The organism is Candidatus Enterococcus ikei, assembly GCF_017316105.1.
Classification (GTDB): domain Bacteria; phylum Bacillota; class Bacilli; order Lactobacillales; family Enterococcaceae; genus Enterococcus_L; species Enterococcus_L ikei.
The window spans coordinates 1-23498 of record NZ_JAFLWD010000050.1; the positions used below are offsets into that span (position 1 = coordinate 1).

The following is a 23498-nucleotide window of genomic DNA, read 5'->3' on the forward strand; positions in this document are numbered from 1 at the left end:
TTTCTTATTCTCTCTCTTGTTGAAGTGTCGTCTAATGTGATCTTCAGAAGATGGAATTAAATAATAATAAAAAATAAATGGTATTTTTATGAAATAAATGTTATAATTATTTCGTTAATTTTTTTATTTGGAGGAAAAAATGAGAAGAAAAATATTTGTTAAGTTTTTTGTAGTGTTTGGCATGTTTTTAATATTCGGTATGATTTTGAATAGGACAATCACAAGAATAGCAGCATCAGGATCTGTTAATCAGGAGACAACTGTTTCAGAAAAGAATACTCAATACATAAGGGATTCTAAACAACAAAAAAATCAAAACATAGACAGTAGGAATACAACAGAAAATGAGATTGCAATAACGTTAACTGAAACAGACAATTATGGAAAACCTTTGGAAGATGTTGGGGTTATATTGCAAAGCAAGATGAGTAACGGGACATGGACAACTTTTAATAACGAAAGTACTATGAAAACAGATTCGAATGGTCAAATTGTATTGCCGGAAACATTAGTAAAACTAATTAAGGAAAAAGGTGGAAAAGAGGATAATTTAGCCTTTCGTTTTAGAGTGGTTTCTGTGCCAGCAGGTTATGTTGAACCACCAGCTTATAGTGGGATAGGCAAGGAGACGACAGCTAATACAGGGGAACTATTGCATGGGTTCATATCTGATGTGATGACTATCACTTCTGAAACGAAATTGGATTATAATGCGAGAATGTACAGTAATCTGAGCTCTAGTAAAATTTTACTGAATAACCCTTACTTTTATTATGGCAATAATACGACGAATATTCCAGGATGGTATATGTTTATTGGTCCTTGGGGGTTTTCAGCAGGAGCAAGTCCTATTGGTCCAGCACCTCAGGCTTCTGATACCACGCAAAAATGGGAGGCTATACCCATAGAGCTGAATAATAATATTAACGAATGGGATTTTAAAAATGTGTTAAAAAAAAAATATACTGTCAATAATCCTACCCATAATGATAATTTAGGGGAATTAACTAGTCCAAAGTATGATGAAAATAACAAAACTTTATATTTTGATTATAATACAGAAAATGCAATGAATAAAAGTGATCTAGGCGTTGTACTCGCGCAAAATGTAGCAGTAGAACCGAAGACATTTTTAAGATTTGGTATGTCTTATCGTTTGCCTGGAAATGGAGCTAATGCTGAAGAAGTTGAAGCTCGAATACACAACTGGAAATATTTCTCTGGAAATGGAGGGACTGTCCAAAAGGGTATATCAGATAACCAAAAATGGAAAGATATTTATGTTGAAAGGGAGATTGGAGATACAACTGGATTAGCTACTGTTAGTTTGCGGTTAAAATTACCTAAAGAAAAAGTTGGTTGGGCAGAAATAAAATCTCTATGGTTGGAAACAGGACCAATTGCTAGTAGTGGATTAAGTACTGAGAACACTGGAGAACCCAAACCAGTAACCGTAGAGTATTATAAAGATCAGACAAAAGATGAGTCATTTGATATTTCGGCTACTAGTTTAGGTCGTTCTTGGTCTACCCAACTAAAATCATACTCAGATGGTTATGTTTTAGATTACGCTACCTTAGATGGAACAAAAATTACGACGACTCCAATTGATGGGATTTTTAAAACCTCTGCTCAAACAGTTAAATATTATTACAGAAAACCTAAATATAAATTAGTTGCTGAAGATGTTACTTGGGAGAATCAGCCAGTAAATACAGTAGCACCATCAGCTAAGCTATTTGACAATAAGGTTTATGTCTATGATGAGGATACAAAGTTAGAAGCCATCGACTCAAGCAAGTTTGATACGACTATAGAGGAGTATGATAGTAGTACCTCCGGATCAAAGTCCTTTAAAGTGAAATTTAAATCAAAGTCTGAGCTTAACACGAAGTATCCAGGATTAGGTGATAATGACACTGCTTATGGGAAACTGAATACTACATTTTATTCAGTATTAAGTGCAACAGCTATTAATCAAACTAATTATTTAGGTGATAATCAGCCAACTGCTGAGAAGATAAAAAAATGGGTGAAAGATGTTCAGATTGATGGTAAAGATGTAAAAGATATTTATACCGTTGAATTGTTAGATGCTTGGGATAGTACTAAACTTGAGGAAAAGAGTTATAAAATCAAAGTCTCCAGCGGAAGTTTATCTGAAACACTCTCAGTCAAAGTAAACTATATACCTAGCGGGAATTTATCTCTCACTATTCCCAATTTGTTAGAATTTGAAAATGTACCGAAACAATCAAAGAAAAAACAAATAATTGCTAGAAGAAATAATCAATGGAAAGTAACAGTCGAAGATCAAAGAAATAATACTGTTCGATCAGACTGGCAACTTTCAATGCGAATTAAAGATGATTTTTCTTTTGAAGAAAATGGTCAAAAGCGTGTATTAAAAGATATTCTAATTTTTAAAGATACGACTACAAGTGAGCCGGTTATTATAAATAGTGAAAATTATCCTATTTTAAAGAGTACCAGTGATTTACCTAATGAAACAACAAAGAGTTGGTCAGCGGACACGGGGATGTTATTAGAATTAGATCAATCGAAATTAGCGATTACCCGGAATGGTGACTATCAAGCGACATTAGAATTTACCCTTGAAAACGCGCCATAAAGATAAAGAATTAAGAAGATATTAAGAAACCTTACTAGATCGATGATAAAGCAAGAAACTGATTCAGACGTATTCTAGTCTCTAGAGATAAGCCGGCATTCACGAAATTGTTCTTCAATTTTTTGTGAATGCCGGCTTATTTCGCAATAGAGACTCTACGCACTCCATTTATTCGAGAATAATGTGTTGAATAGAGTTGAAACAGGATTTTACATGAGACTTTGAATTAGACCGAAGACTAATAGTCTAACCATAGCGAATACATCCTTCGCAAAGTTTTTTATCTTGACCTACTTCTTTTTAATCAATAAATAATATGGTATGATTGTAAAGAATGAAAAAATAAAGGAGATGGGCGTTTTTTGACAGAAAATCAGTCAATATCTTTGGAATTAAAGTTAAATGATTCTGATGATGTGAGTATGCTTCTAGGAACCCATGATAAACATATAAAATATTTAGAAGAAAATACAACCGTAACGATCAACACACGAGGAGAAATGATTCAATTGTTAGGGGAGGAATCAGAAGTACAATTGGTTGCTTCTGTTCTAAGAACTTTGCAAGTTTTGATTCAACGTGGGATTAAAATCAGCACGCCAGATGTTGTTTCTGCTTTGAAAATGGCGAAGAGCGGGGAATTAGATACATTTGTTGCAATGTATGAAGAAGAGATTTTAAAGGATCACCATGGTAGAGCAATTAGGATCAAAAATAGGGGTCAAAAAAAATATATAGATGCAGTAAGAAAACGTGATATTATTTTCGGGGTCGGTCCTGCTGGAACAGGTAAGACGTTTTTAGCAGTCGTTATGGCTGTGTCAGCATTAAAAAAAGGAGAGGTCCAAAAAATTATATTAACGCGCCCTGCTGTTGAAGCGGGTGAAAGCTTGGGTTTTTTACCTGGTGATTTAAAAGAAAAAGTTGATCCGTACCTTCGTCCAGTTTACGATGCCTTATACCAAGTGTTTGGAATGGATCATACGAATCGATTAATGGAACGCGGTGTGATCGAAATTGCGCCATTAGCATACATGAGAGGTCGAACATTAGATGATGCTTTTGTCATTTTGGATGAAGCACAAAATACGACCGTTGCTCAAATGAAAATGTTTTTGACAAGACTTGGTTTTAACTCACGAATGATTGTCAATGGCGATACAAGTCAAATCGATTTGCCTAAGGGTGTTGTGAGTGGATTGATTCATGCGGAAAAAACCTTACAATCAATCGATAAGATTGCGTTTGTTCATTTTGATGCTGGAGATGTTGTAAGACATCCGGTAGTTGCTCAGATTATTCGAGCCTATGAAAATGAAAGTCAAAAATAGTTCTACACTTGCGGAAAGGAGTGAAAATTCCGTTGAAATACTCGTTATTAAAATTGCGTGATAAATTGGGAAAAGCATATATACCAATACTTTTAATCGTTTTTTCAAGCTTTTTATTTATCATTATGTTCGGCAGTGTTCATCAGAAAAAAGTAGAGATAAAAGAAGGACAACTTGCTGAAAATACTATTCGAGCAAATAAAAACGTTGAGAATACGTATGAAACTGCGCAGAAAAGAAAATTAGCCGCTGAAGCTGTTACTCCAGAATATATATATCAAGAAGATACAGCAGATGTTCAGCATAAACGAATCGAAAAATTATTCAAGCTGATTACTACAGCGAATGAAAAAACGGATAAAGAGTACCAAGATAAAAAAGCAAAAGCAAAAAAAGACGAAACAATCCCAAAACCGACGATCGAAGAAAGAGTCGCGAGCTTAAAAGCTCAATTTGAGTCCCTAGATCAAGATGAGGTTGCTTTTTATCAAAAGTTTCCGAATGTATTTTATCAAAACATATTTTCATTAGATGAAGATCAGATTCAGCAAGTAAAAACTGAAAGCTTAAAAATCGTTGATGAAAAAATGAAAGATCATGTTCGTGAAGCGGATTTAGATAATATTCGCCAAAACGCGATTGAAAGAATCCAGTTTCTTGATGTGACGAGTACGATGCAACAAGAAATACGTTATATCGTAAATCAAGGGATTGTAGCGAATGATTTTGCAAATGATAAGAAAACAAAAGAATTACGTCAGAACGCGATGGATGCAATTCCTCCGGCAATGATCTATCAAGGAGAAATTATTGTTCGTGAAGGAACTCAAATCGATAGTAAAGCGATGGAAAAGCTAGAACTTTTAGGCATGACTAATCAAAGCACATCACTATTTCCGATGGTTGCTTTAGCCTTGGCTATTGTGTTACAAGTATTTGTTCTTTTATTCTTCACTAAACAAGTAACAGAAGAGGGCAAACGTCGCCACTTTGTATTATTTTATGTAGGTGCAATGTCCTTAAGTGTTGTATTGATGAAGTTTTTCCAAATTTTTCAAACTGAGCAAATGATGTATATTTCATTGTTTTTCCCAGCAGCATTTACACCGCTTGTCTTAAATTATTTTGTAAGTAGAAGAGCGGGAGTGTTGGCAGCCGTTTTTCAAGTGATATTCTCATTGTTTATATTTTATAATTCAATTGGAACTAACTCGTTGACGATCATCATAGTAAGCTATATGTTTTCAGGTCTACTTGCTACAGTGGTTAAGCGAACACGAATTGGTGAACAAGGATTGGTAGCCGTATTTTGGGTCATTATTTTTCCTGTTTGTTTAGATTTTATTTTAATGATCTATCAAGGAATGAGTTTCTTTGATGGGAAATCATGGACGATGATGATTTGTGCACTGGCAGGAACGGTGTTGTCTTTCTTAGCTACAATGGGACTTCATCCATACATTGAACTGCTAGTGACAGATGATAGTGTAATCATTTTGAATGAGCTAAGCAATCCGAATCATCCGCTACTGAAACAATTATTAGAAGAAGCGCCTGGTACGTATCATCACAGCATGATGGTTGCAAGTTTGAGTGCCAATGCAGTAGCTGAAATTGGGGGCCGCTCTTTATTGACGCGAGTTGCCTGTTATTATCATGATATTGGTAAAATCAAACATGCTAATTTCTTTGTTGAAAACTTACCTGCGGGTGCAGAAAATCCGCATAACTTCTTATTACCAGAAGATAGTAAACAAATTATTTTTGGACACGTTATTGACGGAGCTAAAATCTTAGAAGAGTATCATATGCCTGAGATGGTGATCGATATCTGTCGTCAGCATCATGGAACGACATTGATGAAGTTTTTCTATGTCAAAGCCAAAGAACGAAATCCAGATATCTCTGAATCAGATTTTCGTTATCCAGGACCTAAACCTCAAACACGAGAAGCCGGAATCGTTAGTATTGCAGATACTTGTGAAGCAGCCGTTCGGGCAATGGACCATCCAACTAATGACAAGATCCAAGCATTTGTTCATAATGTCATTCAAGATCGGATTTCCGACGGACAATTGGATGACTGCGGTTTAACCATGAAAGAAATTCGAATGGTTGAAAAGTCGCTTATCAATGGATTATGCAGCACGTTCCATTCAAGAATCAAGTATCCAAAAATGAAATCAGAAGCTGAAAGAATGAAAGATGAACAAGAAAAGAGAGATGACTAGTGGACATAACTTTCATTGATGAAACGAATCGTTTATCAAAAGACAACTTAGAAGAAGTAGAAAATTTACTGCAATTCGCAGCTGACTATCTGAAAATACCTGAAGACACTGAAATGTCTGTATCCTTTATGGATAATTCAGGCATTCAAGTAATCAATAGAGATTACCGAGGAAAAGATGCGCCGACTGATGTCATTAGTTTTGCTTTAGAAGAAGAAGGGGAAGAAGAGATGCCGATCATCTTTGAAGATGAGGCAGAGCTTTTCCCTAGAAACTTAGGTGATATTATGATATCAACTGAAAGAGCGGCAGAGCAAGCGATAGAATACGGTCATTCCTTTGAACGTGAACTTGGCTTTTTGGCAGTACATGGCTTTTTACATTTAAATGGTTACGATCATATGGAGCCAGCTGATGAAAAAGAAATGTTTGGTTTACAGAAAGAGATTTTAGATGCCTATGGACTCAAAAGATAAACGGACACAGAAAAACAAACATTTTATAACATCGCTAGAATTTGCTCTTCAAGGAATACGTACTGTATTTAAAGAAGAGCGAAATATGCGGACACATGTTTTTATGGGGATCATAGCAATAATCATGGGCTTTGTTTTCCAGTTAGCTATCTCAGAATGGCTGTGGCTGTTATTAGTTATTTTTCTTGTATTAGTAATAGAAATTATCAATACGGTTTTTGAAAATGTTGTAGATATGGTGACGGATTTTCATTTTCATCCCATCGGCAAAAAAATCAAAGACATGGCGGCAGGCGCAGTATTATTAACGACAGGCTTTGCTGTGATTGTTGGACTATTGTTGTTTGTCCCTAAAATTTGGCAAATATTAAAAGGTTTTTTATAGAGGAGAAAAATAATGACAGAAACACATAAATCCGGATTTGTAGCAATTGTAGGAAGGCCGAATGTCGGCAAATCTACGTTGTTAAATCGAATTGTCGGGCAAAAAATTGCGATCATGAGTGACAAAGCACAAACGACTAGAAATAAAATACAAGGAATTTATACAGTTCCAGAAGCACAAATTGTTTTTATTGATACACCTGGAATCCATAAACCAAAACATCGTTTGGGTGATTTTATGGTGGAAACGGCTTATAGTGCTTTACGTGAAGTCGATGCGACATTATTCATGATTAGCGCTGACCAAAAAAGAGGTAGAGGTGATGATTTTATCATTGAACGCCTTAAAACAATGAATAGTCCTGTTTACCTAGTTATTAATAAAATCGATACAGTTCACCCAGATCAACTTTTGGGAATTATTGAAGATTATTCAAGTCAGATGGAATTTGCAGAAGTTGTGCCGATTTCAGCGACAGAAGGAAATAATGTGGATCGTTTGATGGATGTTTTAGTCGATCAAATGCCAGAAGGTCCGCAATATTTCCCGGATGATCAAGTAACTGATCACCCAGAGTATTTTATTGTTTCTGAATTAGTTCGTGAAAAAGTACTATTACTTACTAGAGATGAAATTCCTCATTCAGTTGCAGTGGTTGTTGACTCGATGAAACGTGATGAAAATGAAAAAATACGTATTCAAGCAACGATTATTGTTGAACGTGATAGCCAAAAAGGAATTATCATCGGTAAAGGTGGTAAGATGCTGAAGCAGATCGGAACTAAAGCCAGACAAGATATTGAACATTTATTAGATGATAAAGTTTACTTAGAACTTTGGGTAAAAGTTCAAAAAGACTGGCGGGATAAAAAAGTTCATTTACAAGACTTCGGTTATCGTAAAGACGACTATTAATAAGACATTTAAGAACAATTCTGTATGATTGCAGGATTGTTCTTTTACTTGTATATCTGCTAAAATAGATGAGAATACACAGGAGGCGAAATCATGACTTTAGGGGAAACAAAAGGAATTATTTTATTTACCAAAGACTACAAAGAAAAAGATAAACTAGTCAAGATTTTTACAGAATCTTTTGGTAAATTGATGTTTTTTGTCAAAGGAGCACATCGTAAAAATAATCCGATCAGCCCTGCTATTTTGCCTTTTACAGAAGCTGTATTTATCGGAGATTTTCGAGAAGATGGGTTATCTTTTTTAAATGGAAGCAAAGAAGTATATCCGTTTCGAATGATTCAAGAAGATATTTTTATAAATGCTTATGCGACATATATTTTGAATCTAGTTGATGCTGCAATCGAGGATCGGACATATGATCCTAACTTGTACCATTTTGTTCAACAAGCATTGCGTTTATTGAATGAAAATAAAGATGCGGAAATAATCACGAATATTTTTGAGATTCAATTGTTGAGTCGTTTTGGAATTTCACCCGAATGGACACATTGCGTGGCGTGTCAAGAGACACGAGGAAAGTTTGATTACTCTTCAAAATACAGTGGTGTTCTTTGTGAACGTCATTGGCATCTTGACCAGCATCGTTATCATGCTGATCCGAGAGCCATGCATTTCATTCGGCTTTTTTCTACGGTTTCTTATGACAAGGTACAAGATATCAACGTTAAAGCTGAGACAAAAACAGCGATTAGACAAACTATTGATGAACTGTACGATGAGTATGTCGGTATTCATCTAAAGAGCAAAAAGTTTATCGATCAGATGAAAAGCTGGGAAGATACCTTGAAATTACCGAAGCGTGAACAAAAAACGGATGATGATAAAACCATATCTTAACGAGTTTTTGAAAAATGATTTGACAACTTATCTATCAACGCTTATGATAGAAAGTAATTAAATACATACGTTGAAAAAGAAGAGTAAAAAGAATTGCTGTTTTAGCGAATCTGGGGAAGTGTGAGCCAGATACAAGCAACTTTTGAAAGGCGCTTTTGAGTATGATTAAACGAAGCTGCCGATAGTTGATATCGGAAGTAGGGTGGAACCGCGATTATTATTCGTCCCTATGTCTCTCAGAGGCATAGGGATTTTTTGTTTTTTTTAATTACTATTTTTAATCTTCAAAAGGAGGTACAAGCATGCAATTCAATGCAACATTTTTACCTACTGATTTTTCGGAAAATAAGCTAAACGTTTTATCTTTAGTTAAACTGCTCGTCCAGGTAAAAGAGTCTGACGGCACCAAAATCGAAGAGTTTGAAACGGATCCTAGCGAAAAAATCTATAAAATCAATACGGAATTAAGTTCGACTATGAAAGTAGAAGTTACTGTTGTTCCTGATGAAATAATTGAATTTTATCCAGTTGTTACAGCGATTTAACCAAACTCGATTCAATTCAATAAATAGTCTACTGAAAAAGGTACAAATCTAATGTAGCTAAATGCGTCATTTTAAATGTTTTTTCTGCTTTCAGTCAAGGCGTAATACGTCTATTCAGTTTTTAAATTTAGGAGGATCACAATGGAAAAGAAACTTACTGTGCAAGAAATGATTTTAACGTTACAAAAATTTTGGTCATCAAATGGTTGTATGTTGATGCAAGCTTATGATACTGAAAAAGGGGCTGGAACGATGAGTCCTTATACCTTTTTACGAGCAATTGGACCTGAGCCTTGGAACGCAGCATATGTTGAACCTTCAAGAAGACCAGCAGATGGACGTTATGGTGAGAATCCAAATCGTTTATATCAACATCATCAATTCCAAGTAGTTATGAAGCCTTCTCCTGATAATATTCAGGAATTATATTTAGAAAGTTTAGAACTATTAGGAATCGATCCGTTAGCTCATGATATTCGTTTTGTTGAGGATAACTGGGAAAATCCTTCTATGGGTTGTGCCGGTTTAGGCTGGGAAGTATGGCTAGATGGAATGGAAATCACTCAGTTTACGTATTTCCAGCAAGTAGGTGGACTCGCTTGTCACCCGGTTACATCAGAAATTACTTACGGACTTGAACGACTTGCTTCTTACATTCAAGAAGTAGAAAGTGTTTATGATTTAGAGTGGACTGAAGGTGTGAAATATGGAGAAATCTTCAATCAGCCGGAATATGAGCATTCAAAGTATTCATTTGAAGTCAGTAATCAAGAGATGCTATTAGAAAATTTTGATAAATTTGAAAAAGAAGCAAAACGTTGTATTGATGAAAGCTTAGTGCATCCAGCCTATGATTATATTTTGAAATGTAGTCATACATTTAATTTATTGGATGCTCGTGGTGCAGTATCTGCAACCGAGCGTGCTGGCTATTTAGCTCGAATCCGAAATATGGCAAAAGCTGTGGCGAAGATTTTTGTAGCAGAACGTGAAAAACTAGGATTCCCACTATTAAATAAAGAAAATAAAATGACTAAGGAGGCAAAATAACATGGCGAAAGATCTATTACTTGAAATCGGATTAGAAGAAATGCCCGCTCATATTGTCAGCCCAAGTCGTTTACAATTAGAGCAAAAAGTAATCAAATTTTTAGATGAAAACAATTTAAATTATGAAACCGTTCAAAGCTTTTCAACACCTCGCCGTTTGGCTGTTCGTGTAACTCAATTGCCAGAACAACAAGAAGATACACAAGAAGAAGTCAAAGGACCTGCTAAAAAGATTGCTCAAGACGATCAAGGAAATTGGAGCAAAGCTGCGGAAGGATTTGTTAGAGGACAAGGTGTGACTACTGACGCCATTACCTTTAAAGAATTAAATGGTGTGGAATATGTTTATGTAACTAAACATAATCAAGGTCAAAAAACCATTGATGTATTGACTGGTTTGAAAGAAGTAATTACAAGTTTGACCTTCCCAGTTACAATGCACTGGGCAGATTATGATTTCGAGTATATCCGTCCGATTCATTGGATCGTTGCTCTATTAGATGACGAAGTGATTCCATTTTCTGTATTAGATGTAACAACAGGAAAAAGTTCTCGTGGACATCGTTTTTTAGGTGATGATGTAACAGTTGATCATTCAAAAGAGTACGAAGAAAAAATGAAAGAACAATTTGTTATTGTTGATCCTAATGAAAGAAAATCAATGATCGTTGATCAAGCGAATCAATTAGCTGGGAAAAATAATTGGAAATTGGATTTAGATGAAAAATTATTAGAAGAAGTGAATAATTTAGTTGAGTATCCAACGGCTTTTGTGGGTGCTTTTGACGAGAAATATTTATCTGTTCCGGATGAGGTATTAGTTACTTCGATGAAGGAACATCAACGTTACTTTGATGTCCGTAATGATCAAGGATTATTATTACCCCATTTTATTTCTGTAAGAAATGGCGATAGTGTCCATATTGAAAATGTAATCAAAGGTAATGAAAAAGTCTTGATCGCTCGTTTAGAAGATGCGGAATTTTTCTACAGTGAAGATAAAAAATTATCGATAGAAGAATGTGTCAATAAACTTAAAAATGTAACTTTCCATGAAAAAATCGGTACGATTTACGAAAAAATGCAGCGTGTAGGCATTATTGGACAGATCATTGGAAAAGAAGTTGGATTATCAGAAGCTGAAATGACAGATTTGAAACGTGCTTCTGAAATTTACAAGTTTGATTTAGTAACAAATATGGTTGGTGAGTTTCCTGAATTACAAGGAATCATGGGCGAAAAATATGCTCTTCTTCAAGGTGAAAAACCAACTGTAGCACAAGCAATCAAAGAACATTATTTACCGACTTCAAGTGAAGGTGAATTACCTGTTTCTGCGATTGGATCCGTTTTGGCGATTGCAGATAAATTAGATAGTGTATTTTCATTCTTTGCAGTTGGCATGATCCCCAGTGGTTCCAATGATCCGTATGCATTACGCCGTCAAACATATGGTGTGATTCGCATCGTTGAAAACAAAGGCTGGCAGTTCCCATTAGCTCAGTTACAAATGGATATTGATGCGGCAGTGAATGCAGACAGTCAAAAATATGGGATTCAATTGACAAGCGGACAAGAAGAAGTAATCGATTTTGTGAAAGCTCGTTTACGTCAGCTATTAACAACAAAAGATGTCAGGCACGATGTGATTGATGCAGTTATTTCAGCTGAGCAAAAAGATTTAGCTAAACTATTTTCATCAGCAACGATTCTAAAAAAACATCTATTGGATAATGATTTTAGACCTTCAATGGAAGCATTGACGCGGGTGATCAACTTAGCTAAAAAGGGACGAGAATTGTTAAATCAAGAAAGTAAGGTTGATACAGCTTTATTTGAAAATGATGCTGAAAATGCGTTGCATCAAGCAGTAAATGAAATCGAAGGCAAATTTAAGGAAAATACAATGTCTGAAAACTACCAGGCTTTAGTAAATTTACGTCCATTGATCGAACAGTATTTTGATGAAACAATGGTCATGGTAGAAGATGAGAAAGTTAAGGCAAATCGTTTGAATGAACTCAACCGAATCGCTAAAATGTCATTGTCGTTAGCTAGTCTAGATTTATTGATCGTAAAATAATAATACAATAGAAAACAGGTGAGGATCTATCATGAAAATAGATGCTCATCTGTTTTTTTTGTAGTTTAAAAAATTAATTGGATCTAAGCAAAATATTTTCATATATAAATTTAACGTGATACGATAAACTTATCGATCGATAAGTTTTCTAAATCATGTTTTTATTATATAAGGAGGTAAAAATGAATAATTTCATAAAACTTTTTGGCATTGCTGCAATTTCCTTTCTATCACTTGATTTTATTTGGTTGTTGTTGCTCGCCAAAAAAATCTATCAAGAATATTTAGGTGGACTTTTAGGGCAAACAAAATTATTTCCAGCAGCACTTTTTTATGTTTTATACCTGTGTGGTCTATTATTTTTTGTTGTTTATCCTGCTCTTGAAAATAATAGTTTGATGTATGCTTTGTTAGCTGGGGCTCTTTTAGGACTGCTATGTTATGGAACTTATGATCTGACTAACCTTGCGACGATTAAAGGTTGGCCGTATTTAGTGACAAGTATTGACTTGCTCTGGGGAGCGTTTGTAACATCTGCGACTTGTGGAATTACGTATGTTGTAGCCCAATATTTTAATTGGAGGTAAACGAATTATGGACAAACGTAATGATCAAACTATCGATCATAAAAAGTTATTATTTGCAGTCCAACAAGGAGCTATTCAGCTAATAAACGAGAAACAGGAATTGAATCAAATTAATGTTTTCCCCGTTTCGGATGGAGATACAGGAAGTAATTTAGCTTCACTAATGCAAACCATTATTGAAGAGACTAGAGATGAAGCAACCTCAGTCATTGATGTCTTTGGAAAAATTGCGGAAGCTTCATTAGTAGGCGCAAGAGGAAATTCAGGAATTATTTTTGCTCAGTATTTTAACGGGATATACAATAATCTATTGCGTTTGGAGGAGAACAGTTCTGTCCATAGTTTTGTAAAAAGTGCGAACGCCGCACTCAACGAAGCTTACCAAGCAATTGAAAATCCTGTAGAAGGAACAATCATCACCGTTATACGAGCATGGGCAAAAGCACTTAATCAAAGCAACCATTCATCTGGTCTAGAAAAAGTTTTACCGAAAGCTCTAATAGAAGCAAAACAAGCAGTAGAGAACACAACAAAGCAATTAAAGATCTTACAAAAAAATCAAGTAGTGGATGCTGGAGCAAAAGGGTTTTATTCGTTTATTGAGGGATTTACTCAAGCGTTTATAACCGAAGAAGAAGTTACCAAACCATTCACAAATTCCAACGAATCAGTAAAAATAGATATTTCTGAATCACTGCATACGAATTCAGTCGAGCCAACATATAGATATTGTACAGAAATTTTATTGGATCATGTAACTCAATCAAAAGATGAAATCCAAGAAAAATTAAGAGCATATGGTGATTCACTAATTGTCGCCACCAATCGAGGAAAAGCTAAAATTCATATTCATTCTAATCAACCAGATCAAGTCTTGAGCTATTTAAGTACCCTTGGACAACCCATTCAGCAAAAAGCAGATGATATGTTATTACAATATCGTGTCAGTAAACATAAAAAGGCTCCGATAGCGTTAGTAACGGATTCGATAGCTGATTTACCTGCAGATTATTTATTGGAAAATCAAATTCATGTGCTGCCAATGAATATTTTGATCGGCAATGCTAGTTATATCGATAAAGTAACGATCCAAAGTGAGCAATTGTTTGAAATGAATCGGAACTCAAATGAAGTAATGACTAGCTCTCAGCCGGGAATCAAAACTGTGGAGAATCTTTTTTCTTTTTTAGAAACAAAATATGAAGCGATTTTAGTTATTACAGTGTCTGGAAGTTTAAGCGGAACCTTTCACACGGTAAGTGAAGCAGCTAAGCGAATGGCTTCTTCATCAACTAAGATCGAAGTGATAGACTCTAAACAAAACTCTGCAGCACAAGGATTACTAGTGATGAGTGCAAATGAATGGATTCAGTCGGGGTTACCTTTGGATGAAGTGGTCAAACGAACAAAAAATAAGCGAAAGCACCTTAAAATATTGGTTAGTGTCGATGATTTAGAACCAATGATTGTGTCAGGAAGAATTCCTCAATTTGCTGGTAGAATAGCAAAAAAGATAAATTTGAAACCGATCGTTAGTTTAGGGAAGAACGGAGAAGGGAAATTAAGTGATTTTACATTTAGTTTAAGCAGCAATGAAAGGAAAATCATTCGTCAATTAAAGAAAATGCACAAGAAAAAGAAAATAACACGCTACACAGTGATACATGCCAATTCACAAACACGAGCTTTAGCGTGGAGAGATAAGTTAGTAGCAGAACTTGGATTTCAACCCAGTTATATTATGGGTATCTCCACTGTTGTTGCATTGAGTGCAGGTCAAGGTTGTGTCGCTATAGCTGTAGAATTTGAGGAAGGTGAGAGGATAGTATGACGATTTGGATAATCAGTGGTGTTGTTTTTATTTACTTCACTTTGTTGTTCTTTTTAGCCCAAGCTCTTCATAACAATTCTATTGTTGATTTAGCTTGGGGTCTTGGTTTTGTAATAGTTGGTGTAACGGGATATTTGAGTATGCCGAACAAAACAGTAGTTAGTATGATTATCTTAGGATTAGTCGCTGTTTGGGGAATTCGGCTATTTTTACATTTAGCTAAAAGAAATATTGGGAAACCAGAGGACTACCGTTATGTAAACATGAGAAAACGCTGGGGTAAACATTTGGCGAAATTAAAAGCTTATTTAAATGTGTTTGTCTTACAAGGTGTGCTTTTATTAGTTGTTTCAATGCCGATTCTTTTTACCATGACAAGTTCAGTAAACACTTTTTATTGGTGGAATGGATTAGGAATCATCGTTTGGCTAATTGGCTTTAGTTTTGAAACGATCGGTGATTATGAGTTGACTCAATTTAAAAAGGATAGCCGTAATCATGGAAAACTTTTGACGAGCGGATTGTGGTCAATAACAAGGCATCCAAATTATTTTGGTGAAGCTCTTAGTTGGTGGGGGATTTTTCTTATAAGTTTGAATGAGGTAAGGAATATCTGGGGGATTATCGGACCAATTACGATTACATTATTACTTTTATTTGTTTCAGGCGTTCCGTTGCTTGAGAAAAAGTATAAAGACCGTTCTGATTTTATCGCGTATGCAAAGAAAACACCAAAATTTGTGCCATTTATTGGTAAAAAAGGTTTATGAAAAGGAGGAATTAAAATGAACAAAAGTGAGTCAACTATTATGAAATGGTCGGTAACAATTATCTACATTATCATGCTTTGCACAAATGCAGCAGCTGTTTTGTTGCCATTGAATGGAATGACAACACAAGAAGTATCTGATTCATATCCCAACTTATTTGCACCTGCTGGTTTAACTTTTGCGATTTGGTCCGTAATTTATTTGTTATTAGCTGGATTCGTTATTTATCAATGGAGAAAGCCCAGTAGCCGATCTATTTTGTCTGATCAGAAATTGAGTGGGAAATTAAGAACGTGGTTTATCATTTCTTCTATACTGAATAGTGTATGGTTAGTTGCGTGGCAGTATCTTCATATTAATTTGTCAGTAATTATCATGTTAGGTTTACTAGCTGTATTGATTTATGTCAATCTTTTATTAGAGAAAGCAGCATTGAGCAATCCAGACTATATTTTTATTAGACTACCTTTTAGTATCTATTTTGGCTGGATCACAATTGCTACGATTGCCAATATCACAGCATTTTTAGTTGATAAACAAATCGGACTTTTTCAAAACAATCAAGTTTTGTGGACGATCATTATTTTAATTATCGGTATGCTTATAATTAGTACTACGATTATTCGTAATCGTGATGTAGCATATGGTTTAGCAACCTTATGGGCATATTATGGTATTTTATTAAAACATCAAGCGGCAGATGGCTGGAACAATGAGTATCCAATGATCATTACAACGGTTATTATTTGCTTGGTGATTATAGCAATCGTTTGTGTATATGAGTTCTATTTTCAATTGAAAAATAAAAAGAAGGTTCTATAGTATATGTTTCTTTGTTTGCTTCTGTTAAAATGGTATAGAAATCTACTATAGGTGGCTATGTAATGGACAAAGATACGAAAAATACAAGAGCGAGAATTATTCAAATAGCAACACGATTATTTATGGATAATGGATACCAGAGTACTTCAACGAGACAAATTGCCAAGTTAGCTGAGGTGACCCAACCTAATTTGTACCATCACTTCAAAAATAAAGAAGAGGTCTATGTTGGAGTCATCGAAAATTTATTAAGTGATGTGAACGAAGCATTATTGACTATTGTTGATGACCACACGCTTGATACGATCAGTAAACTACAAGCATTTGCAGAGTGTTTAAAGACAAAGCATCCGTTTGATTTTGACTTAATGATGCATGATTTTCAAACGAAGTTAACAAAAGAGACGCAACTTAAGTTATTTATGCTTTGGAATAAATCATACAAAGCTCCGTTGTTGAGGCTTTTTGAAGAAAGTGATTTTTTGATTCGCACTGGATTATCGCCTGAAATCGCAACGACGCATTTCCTTAATACATTATCTCCGTATATCAAGACGGAGCAAAGAGAATCAGCTTTGTCCATCAATCAAGTTGTTGATTTATTTGTTTACGGTATTTCAGAGAATGAACAATAAAAAAAGAACCAATCGCAGTTAACACATTGCGTTGGTTCTTTTTTTACTGTTTAATTTCTATTTTGTTTTCCTGCATTTCGTCCTTTGCTGGAAACGTTGTTTTGTGACTTGCTTTTTTGTATTGTTTTTTCTTCTACGGGGGTTACATCTTTACGAGGCGTAACCACTTGTTTCGGTGGATTTTGTTTTAATTCTTCAGCAACTTGAGCTTTGATTCTTGGTTTTAATAAAATATTTGTAATAAACGTTTGAATACAAGTGAAGATACCTCCAACGACCCAGTACAAAGTTACTCCGGCAGGAGAACTAATTGACATAAATACGATCATTAAAGGAGAGACGATCAACATTGATTTCATTGTTTTCTTTTGCTCTTCTGGTATACCGATAGTAGAAATATATCCTTGAATTAAATAAGCTACACCAGCTAAAACGACAAATACAATACTTGGTTGTCCAAGATTAACGCCGAAGAAACTAGCATCACCAATTCCTTTTGTATAACGAGCAGCAAAGAACAAGGCAGAGAAAATTGGCATTTGGATCAGCAATGGTAGACAACCGATACCGCCCATCATACTCATATTGTTTTCTTTGTAGACTTGTTGCAATTCAGCTTGAGCTTGCATTTGCTCTTCACGAGAGGTTGCTTCTTTTAATTTTGCTTGAGCAGCATCGATTTGAGGCTTAATAGCTTGCATTTTTTCTGTTTGAACCATACTTTTTTTCGATTGACTTAATCCCAATGGCATAATGATGATTCTAACAATCACTGTGATAAAAATAATTGCCCAGCCATAATTCCAATCGAAATTATCAACAAGGTATGTAATAGCACTGCTCATTGGTTTAACTAAAACGTTATAGATGATTCCTTCACCTGTCGGTTGACCGTCAGATCCTGTTTTGACACATCCAGATAAAAAAAGCGCCAAAGTGAATAGAGCAGAACCTAGTAGCCACTTATTTAATTTTCTCATTATATTCTTCCCTTTTCTAAAAAATTTGCACAAGATTAACTATACTTGAAAAAGCGTTTTTTTTCAATAAAAATTCAGAAGAATCCGCCTCAAGTATGAGTGAGATTCTTCGTGATTCAATCAATTAGTAACTTTAAAGCTAGTGTATTCTTCTATTAAAGGATCGTCTTGAAGATCCACATAAGTCACACGTCCTGCTGGGCTAGGGGAATCTTTCACCTTTTGGATAAATTGCTTCATTGCTTCGTCATTTCCAATAGATTCAATCGAAACAGAGCCGTCATCTTCATTTCGAACAGTACCGCTAATGCCCAATTCATCTGCAACCATTTTTGTCATATATCGAAAACCAACGCCTTGAACTCTACCTTGAACATTCATACGAACTTTTCTCATCGTTGCCACCTCGCTTTTAATTAAATTAATGATAGCGATATTTTGTTCATCTGGCAAGTAAAGTAGTGACTGTTTGATCGAAAAAAATCATGGTATAATAACTAAGTGAGGTGTAAATATGAAAGAAATTTTATCAACCAAAAATACAATGGTCAAAGAATTTAAAAAATTAAGTAAAAAGAAGCATAGAGAAGAACAACAACAGTATATTATTGAAGGATTTCATTTAATTGAAGAAGCAGCTAAGGCAAATGCAGAAATCAAATGGATTCTGTTTAATCAACGTGGGAAACGAGAATGGTCTACTTGGCTGGCAGAACAGCCGGATGAACGATTGATCTACGTCTCTGATGAAGTGTTGGCATCGTTGTCAGAATTACCAACACCACAAGGAGTCATCGCAATCGTTGGGATGCCTGACTATGAGAAAAATATGCAATTTTCAGGTGGTTGGTTACTTTTAGATAACGTTCAAGACCCGGGAAACGTGGGGACAATGATTCGGACTGCGGATGCAGCTGGTTTTTCAGGTGTGGTAATAGGTGAAGGAACAGCAGATGTGTATAGCACCAAAGTTTTAAGGGCAATGCAAGGAAGCAATTATCATCTTCCAATTATCCAAGCAGAGCTTTCGCCAATCGTTAATCGCTTTATTACGGCGAATGTCCCTATTTACGGAACAGAATTAAATGAGGAAGCTGTGAGTTACAATAATATCCCTAAAACTGAAGATTTTGGTCTTATCATGGGAAACGAAGGACAAGGCGTTTCAGTAGAATTGTTAAAAAAAACAACCAAAAATATTTATATTCCGATAAAAGGGCAGGCGGAATCTTTAAATGTTGCTGTTGCTGCTGGAATACTAATGTATTATTTGTATAATTAAAAAATATGTTTCTTTTAAAAAAGATATTTTAAAAAATAAAATAAGATTAAGTGCCTATTAAGTGAAGCGTTGTTCTAGGGGTGGGATCATTGAAGGTAGCACCAAATTGGATTGTATTTCAAAAATTACTAGAGCTAAAAATACTGGATAAAGTATTCAATTGAACAATAGGTATTAATAATTGAGACAATTACAGATAAGCTCAGACATTGAATGACTGTGTTATTTTAAGCTAAAATCAATAAATGAATACATCATCTGATACTTGATTCAACGAAATTAAATATTTTTGTTGAAATTTAAAATAGGATAAGTTATACTAGATAACGGTGTTAAGACACCAAATCCACATCCAGATTTGATTTATAAGATGGTGCTACTTTCAGTAGTTTCTTATAAAAATGAGAACTGGAGAGGGAACAAATAAAAACCAAATTGGAGGAAACAACCCATGGCAGTAATTTCTATGAAACAATTACTAGAAGCCGGCGTACACTTTGGACACCAAACTCGTCGCTGGAACCCAAAAATGAAGAAATACATCTTCACAGAAAGAAACGGAATCTACATCATTGACTTACAAAAAACAGTTAAATTAGTAGATGCTGCTTACGATTACATGAAAAATGTTGCTGAAGACGGCGGCGTTGCATTATTCGTAGGAACTAAAAAACAAGCACAAGAAGCGATCAAAGACGAAGCAATTCGTTCAGGTCAATACTTTGTAAACCACCGTTGGTTAGGTGGAACATTAACTAACTGGGATACTATCCAAAAACGTATCAAACGTTTGAAAGATATCAATAAAATGGAAGAAGACGGAACATTCGAAGTTCTTCCTAAAAAAGAAGTTGTTGGTTTAAACAAACAACGTGAACGTCTTGAAAAATTCTTAGGCGGAATCCAAGATATGCCTAGAATTCCAGATGTAATGTATATCGTTGATCCTCGTAAAGAACGTATTGCTGTTCAAGAAGCTCAAAAATTGAACATTCCAATCGTTGCGATGGTTGATACAAACTGTGATCCAGATGAAATCGATGTAGTAATCCCATCAAATGATGATGCGATTCGTGCGGTTAAATTGATCACTGCTAAAATGGCTGACGCTTTCATCGAAGGAAACCAAGGTGAAGATCAAGCTGTAGAAGAAATCTTTGTTGAAGAAGCACCAGAAGCTGCAACTTCAATCGAAGAAATCGTTGATGTTGTAGAAGGCAGCAACGGTTCAGCAGAATAATTTAAAATGACGGAGCTGTCTCGAAGGCTAGGCGAAAAAAGCCTGATTCTCCTTTGAGATAGCTTTTTTAAAACGAATTTTAAAATTATCTAGCTTCGTGGGCTAGCTTCTCGGAAAAAAGATAAAATATACCTGTGACAAAAAGCGTCACAAATATATTTCCCTATTTTTCAGTCGAAGTTGGACGAGCCCATTACGCTTTTAAAATTATCTAGCTTCGCAGGCTAGCCTTTCGGAAAAAAGATAAAACCTGATTGTGGCAAAAAGCACCACACTCATGTTTTCCTATTTTTCAGTCAAGGCAGAATGAGCCTGCTACGCTTTTAAAATTATCTAGCTTCATGAGCTAGACTCACAGAAAAAAGATGAAATCTGTCTGCGACCAAAAAGTATCGCATTCATATTTCCCTATTTTTAGTCGAGTTTAATCGATCTCATTCAGCTTTTAAAACTTAGGAGGAACAAAAAAATGGCAGATATTTCAGCAAAATTAGTTAAAGAACTACGCGACATGACTGGTGTCGGTATGATGGATGCAAAAAGAGCATTAGTAGAAGTAGAAGGTAACATGGAAGCAGCTGTTGATTACCTACGTGAAAAAGGTATGGCTAAAGCAGCTAAGAAAAATGACCGTGTAGCTGCTGAAGGTTTAGCAAACGTTGCTTCAAATGGTAACTTTGCAGCAATCGTTGAAGTAAACTCAGAAACTGACTTCGTTTCTAAAAACGAAATGTTCCAAGATTTAGTTAAAAAAATCGCTACTGAGATTGCTACAAACAAACCAGCAAACATGGAAGAAGCTTTAGCTCTTAAAACAGATAAAGGTACTTTAGAAACTGAATTGATCGAAGCGACAACTGTTATTGGTGAAAAAATCAGCTTCCGTCGTTTTGAATTAGTAGAAAAAGATGACAATGCTGCATTTGGTGCTTATTTGCACATGGGCGGACGTATTGCTGTATTGACTGTATTAGAAGGAACAACTGACGAAGAAGTTGCAAAAGACGTTGCAATGCACGTAGCAGCAATCAATCCTCGTTATGTAAACGAATCACAAATTCCTCAAGAAGAATTAGAACACGAAAAAGCAATTCTTTCTGAGCAAGCATTAAATGAAGGCAAACCAGCAAATATCGTTGATAAAATGGTTGTTGGACGTCTAAATAAATTTAAAGCTGAAATTTCATTAGTGGACCAACCATTCGTTAAAGATCCTGACATGACTGTTGAAAAATATGTTGCATCTAAAGGCGCAACAGTTAAATCATTCATCCGCTTTGAAGTTGGCGAAGGAATCGAAAAACGTGAAGATAACTTTGCAGATGAAGTAATGAGCCAAATCAAAAAATAAATCTGTTACCTATGTAACAGTTGGGAACGCATTGAGATGCGCTCCCTTTTTTTAGGCAAATGAAAAGAAATAAACTGGCAGAATGCCTAGAGTATGTTAAAATGTTCTTAGACAAATGGTGGAGGGAAATCAAAAAATGGTAAAACCTAAATATCAACGTGTTGTATTAAAGTTAAGTGGTGAAGCTTTGGCCGGAGAAGAAGGTTTTGGAATTAAGCCTCCAACAATCAAAGAGATTGTAGAAGAAATCAAAGAAGTTCATGAATTAGGAATCGAAATGGCCATCGTAGTCGGTGGTGGAAATATCTGGCGTGGACAAATCGGTGCTCAAATGGGTATGGAACGCGCACAAGCTGATTACATGGGAATGCTTGCAACTGTAATGAATGCATTAGCATTACAAGATACATTAGAAAATCTAGGTGTTCCAACACGCGTTCAAACATCTATTGAAATGCGTCAAATTGCAGAACCATATATCCGTCGTCGTGCGGAGCGTCATCTAGAAAAAGGTCGTATTGTGATCTTTGCAGGTGGAACAGGAAATCCGTATTTCTCAACTGATACAACTGCAGCATTGCGTGCAGCAGAAATTGATGCAGATGTGATTTTAATGGCTAAAAACAATGTCGATGGTGTATACTCTGCTGATCCTAAACTAGATGCAAATGCCGTTAAATTTGAAGAATTGACACATTTAGATGTGATTTCAAAAGGATTGCAAGTAATGGATTCAACAGCAAGCTCACTAAGTATGGATAATGATATTCCATTAGTAGTGTTCAATTTAAATGAAAAAGGCAATATTCGCCGTGCATGTCTTGGTGAAAATATTGGAACAACCGTAAGGGGGAAATAAAAAATGAGTGGAACTGTATTAGCAACAGCAAAAGAAAAAATGAGCAAAGCAGAACAAAGTTTACAACGTGAACTTGGTCAAATCCGTGCAGGACGCGCCAATGCGAGTCTGTTAGATCGAATCCAAGTAGATTATTACGGAGCGCTTACACCAGTTAACCAACTTGCTGGAATCAATATTCCAGAAGCGCGTGTTTTAATGATTACACCATTTGACAAAAACTCACTTGAAGATATCGAAAAAGCAATTCAAGCTAGCGATATCGGAATTAGCCCAACAAATGATGGTACAGTGATTCGTTTAGTGATTCCACAATTGACTGAAGAACGTCGTAAAGAATTAGCAAAAGACGTAAAAAAAGCAGCTGAAAATGCAAAAATTGCTGTTCGTAATATCCGTCGTGATGCAATTGACGAATTGAAGAAACAACAAAAAAGCAACGATATCACTGAAGATGAGTTACGTAATTTAGAAAAAGAAGCACAAAAATTAACTGATGATAGCGTGAAAAGTATTGATGCTATTACAGCTGATAAAGAAAAAGAACTTTTAGAAGTTTAATGTACTAATTATAAAAACAATAAGAAACCTTA

General features: G+C 35.3%; 22 protein-coding genes and 1 other annotated feature. Of the genes, 20 read left to right on the top strand and 2 right to left on the bottom strand.

The features are described 5' to 3' along the window. Positions 1-139 precede the first annotated feature (139 nt). From JZO69_RS15745 to JZO69_RS15815, 15 genes are all read left to right on the top strand, one after another. Positions 140-2632: a hypothetical protein gene (locus tag JZO69_RS15745; RefSeq protein WP_207113775.1), complete on the top strand. Its 2493-nt coding sequence runs from the start codon at positions 140-142 to the stop codon at positions 2630-2632. Between the two features lie 362 nt (positions 2633-2994). Next, positions 2995-3963: a PhoH family protein gene (locus JZO69_RS15750; protein ID WP_010772667.1), complete on the top strand. Its 969-nt coding sequence runs from the start codon at positions 2995-2997 to the stop codon at positions 3961-3963. A 32-nt stretch (positions 3964-3995) separates the two neighbouring features. Further along, positions 3996-6194: an HD family phosphohydrolase gene (locus JZO69_RS15755; protein WP_207113776.1), complete on the top strand. Its 2199-nt coding sequence runs from the start codon at positions 3996-3998 to the stop codon at positions 6192-6194. Continuing rightward, the gene (gene ybeY / locus JZO69_RS15760; protein ID WP_207113777.1) at positions 6194-6670 is read left to right on the top strand and encodes an rRNA maturation RNase YbeY; all 477 of its coding nucleotides are present in this window, start codon (positions 6194-6196) and stop codon (positions 6668-6670) included. Before JZO69_RS15755 ends, ybeY begins: the two co-directional genes overlap by 1 nt. Next, a complete protein-coding gene (locus tag JZO69_RS15765; RefSeq protein ID WP_207113795.1) occupies positions 6654-7055 on the top strand; it encodes a diacylglycerol kinase family protein in 402 nt (133 codons plus the stop codon). Before ybeY ends, JZO69_RS15765 begins: the two co-directional genes overlap by 17 nt. 12 nt (positions 7056-7067) lie before the next feature. Next, positions 7068-7970 (top strand): GTPase Era, encoded by a 903-nt coding sequence (gene era, locus JZO69_RS15770; RefSeq protein WP_207113778.1) that lies wholly within the window; start codon positions 7068-7070, stop codon positions 7968-7970. Positions 7971-8063: 93 nt separating this feature from the next. Then, entirely contained in the window at positions 8064-8870 is an 807-nt protein-coding gene (recO, locus tag JZO69_RS15775) for a DNA repair protein RecO (protein ID WP_207113779.1), read from the top strand. 61 nt (positions 8871-8931) lie between these two features. Then, positions 8932-9102, top strand: a binding site (T-box leader). A 70-nt stretch (positions 9103-9172) separates the two neighbouring features. Then, positions 9173-9415: a hypothetical protein gene (locus JZO69_RS15780; RefSeq protein ID WP_207113780.1), complete on the top strand. Its 243-nt coding sequence runs from the start codon at positions 9173-9175 to the stop codon at positions 9413-9415. Between the two features lie 141 nt (positions 9416-9556). Beyond that, entirely contained in the window at positions 9557-10465 is a 909-nt protein-coding gene (glyQ, locus tag JZO69_RS15785; RefSeq protein WP_207113781.1) for a glycine--tRNA ligase subunit alpha, read from the top strand. 1 nt (position 10466) lies between these two features. After that, positions 10467-12548, top strand: a complete 2082-nt coding sequence (glyS, locus tag JZO69_RS15790; protein ID WP_207113782.1) for a glycine--tRNA ligase subunit beta — start codon at positions 10467-10469, stop codon at positions 12546-12548. A gap of 182 nt (positions 12549-12730) precedes the next feature. Next, on the top strand, positions 12731-13135 hold the full coding sequence (locus tag JZO69_RS15795; RefSeq protein ID WP_207113783.1) for a DUF2177 family protein: 405 nt from the start codon (positions 12731-12733) through the stop codon (positions 13133-13135). Positions 13136-13142: 7 nt separating this feature from the next. After that, complete coding sequence (locus JZO69_RS15800; RefSeq protein ID WP_207113784.1) at positions 13143-14966, top strand: DegV family protein; 1824 nt, start codon at positions 13143-13145, stop codon at positions 14964-14966. Next, positions 14963-15736, top strand: coding sequence for a DUF1295 domain-containing protein (locus tag JZO69_RS15805; RefSeq protein WP_207113785.1), 774 nt, complete (start codon positions 14963-14965; stop codon positions 15734-15736). Before JZO69_RS15800 ends, JZO69_RS15805 begins: the two co-directional genes overlap by 4 nt. A 15-nt stretch (positions 15737-15751) precedes the next feature. Next, positions 15752-16558 (top strand): tryptophan-rich sensory protein, encoded by an 807-nt coding sequence (locus tag JZO69_RS15810; protein ID WP_207113786.1) that lies wholly within the window; start codon positions 15752-15754, stop codon positions 16556-16558. A gap of 62 nt (positions 16559-16620) precedes the next feature. After that, positions 16621-17193, top strand: coding sequence for a TetR/AcrR family transcriptional regulator (locus JZO69_RS15815; protein ID WP_207113787.1), 573 nt, complete (start codon positions 16621-16623; stop codon positions 17191-17193). A 50-nt stretch (positions 17194-17243) separates the two neighbouring features. Here the strand turns inward: JZO69_RS15815 and yidC are convergent, their stop codons facing one another. Next, on the bottom strand, positions 17244-18173 hold the full coding sequence (gene yidC / locus JZO69_RS15820; protein WP_207113788.1) for a membrane protein insertase YidC: 930 nt from the start codon (positions 18171-18173) through the stop codon (positions 17244-17246). Positions 18174-18293: 120 nt separating this feature from the next. Then, positions 18294-18569: an acylphosphatase gene (locus tag JZO69_RS15825; RefSeq protein WP_207113789.1), complete on the bottom strand. Its 276-nt coding sequence runs from the start codon at positions 18567-18569 to the stop codon at positions 18294-18296. A gap of 118 nt (positions 18570-18687) precedes the next feature. On the opposite strand from JZO69_RS15825, the gene JZO69_RS15830 reads away from it, so the two are divergent. The 5 genes from JZO69_RS15830 to frr all read left to right on the top strand — a co-directional run bounded on the left by JZO69_RS15830 (position 18688) and on the right by frr (position 23466). Then, on the top strand, positions 18688-19455 hold the full coding sequence (locus JZO69_RS15830) for a TrmH family RNA methyltransferase (RefSeq protein ID WP_207113790.1): 768 nt from the start codon (positions 18688-18690) through the stop codon (positions 19453-19455). A gap of 451 nt (positions 19456-19906) precedes the next feature. Beyond that, a complete protein-coding gene (gene rpsB / locus JZO69_RS15835; RefSeq protein ID WP_207113791.1) occupies positions 19907-20695 on the top strand; it encodes a 30S ribosomal protein S2 in 789 nt (262 codons plus the stop codon). A 469-nt stretch (positions 20696-21164) separates the two neighbouring features. After that, positions 21165-22046, top strand: coding sequence for a translation elongation factor Ts (tsf, locus tag JZO69_RS15840; RefSeq protein WP_207113792.1), 882 nt, complete (start codon positions 21165-21167; stop codon positions 22044-22046). Positions 22047-22182: 136 nt separating this feature from the next. Further along, positions 22183-22905 (top strand): UMP kinase, encoded by a 723-nt coding sequence (gene pyrH, locus JZO69_RS15845; RefSeq protein ID WP_207113793.1) that lies wholly within the window; start codon positions 22183-22185, stop codon positions 22903-22905. Between the two features lie 3 nt (positions 22906-22908). Then, entirely contained in the window at positions 22909-23466 is a 558-nt protein-coding gene (gene frr, locus JZO69_RS15850; protein WP_207113794.1) for a ribosome recycling factor, read from the top strand. Positions 23467-23498 lie beyond the last annotated feature (32 nt).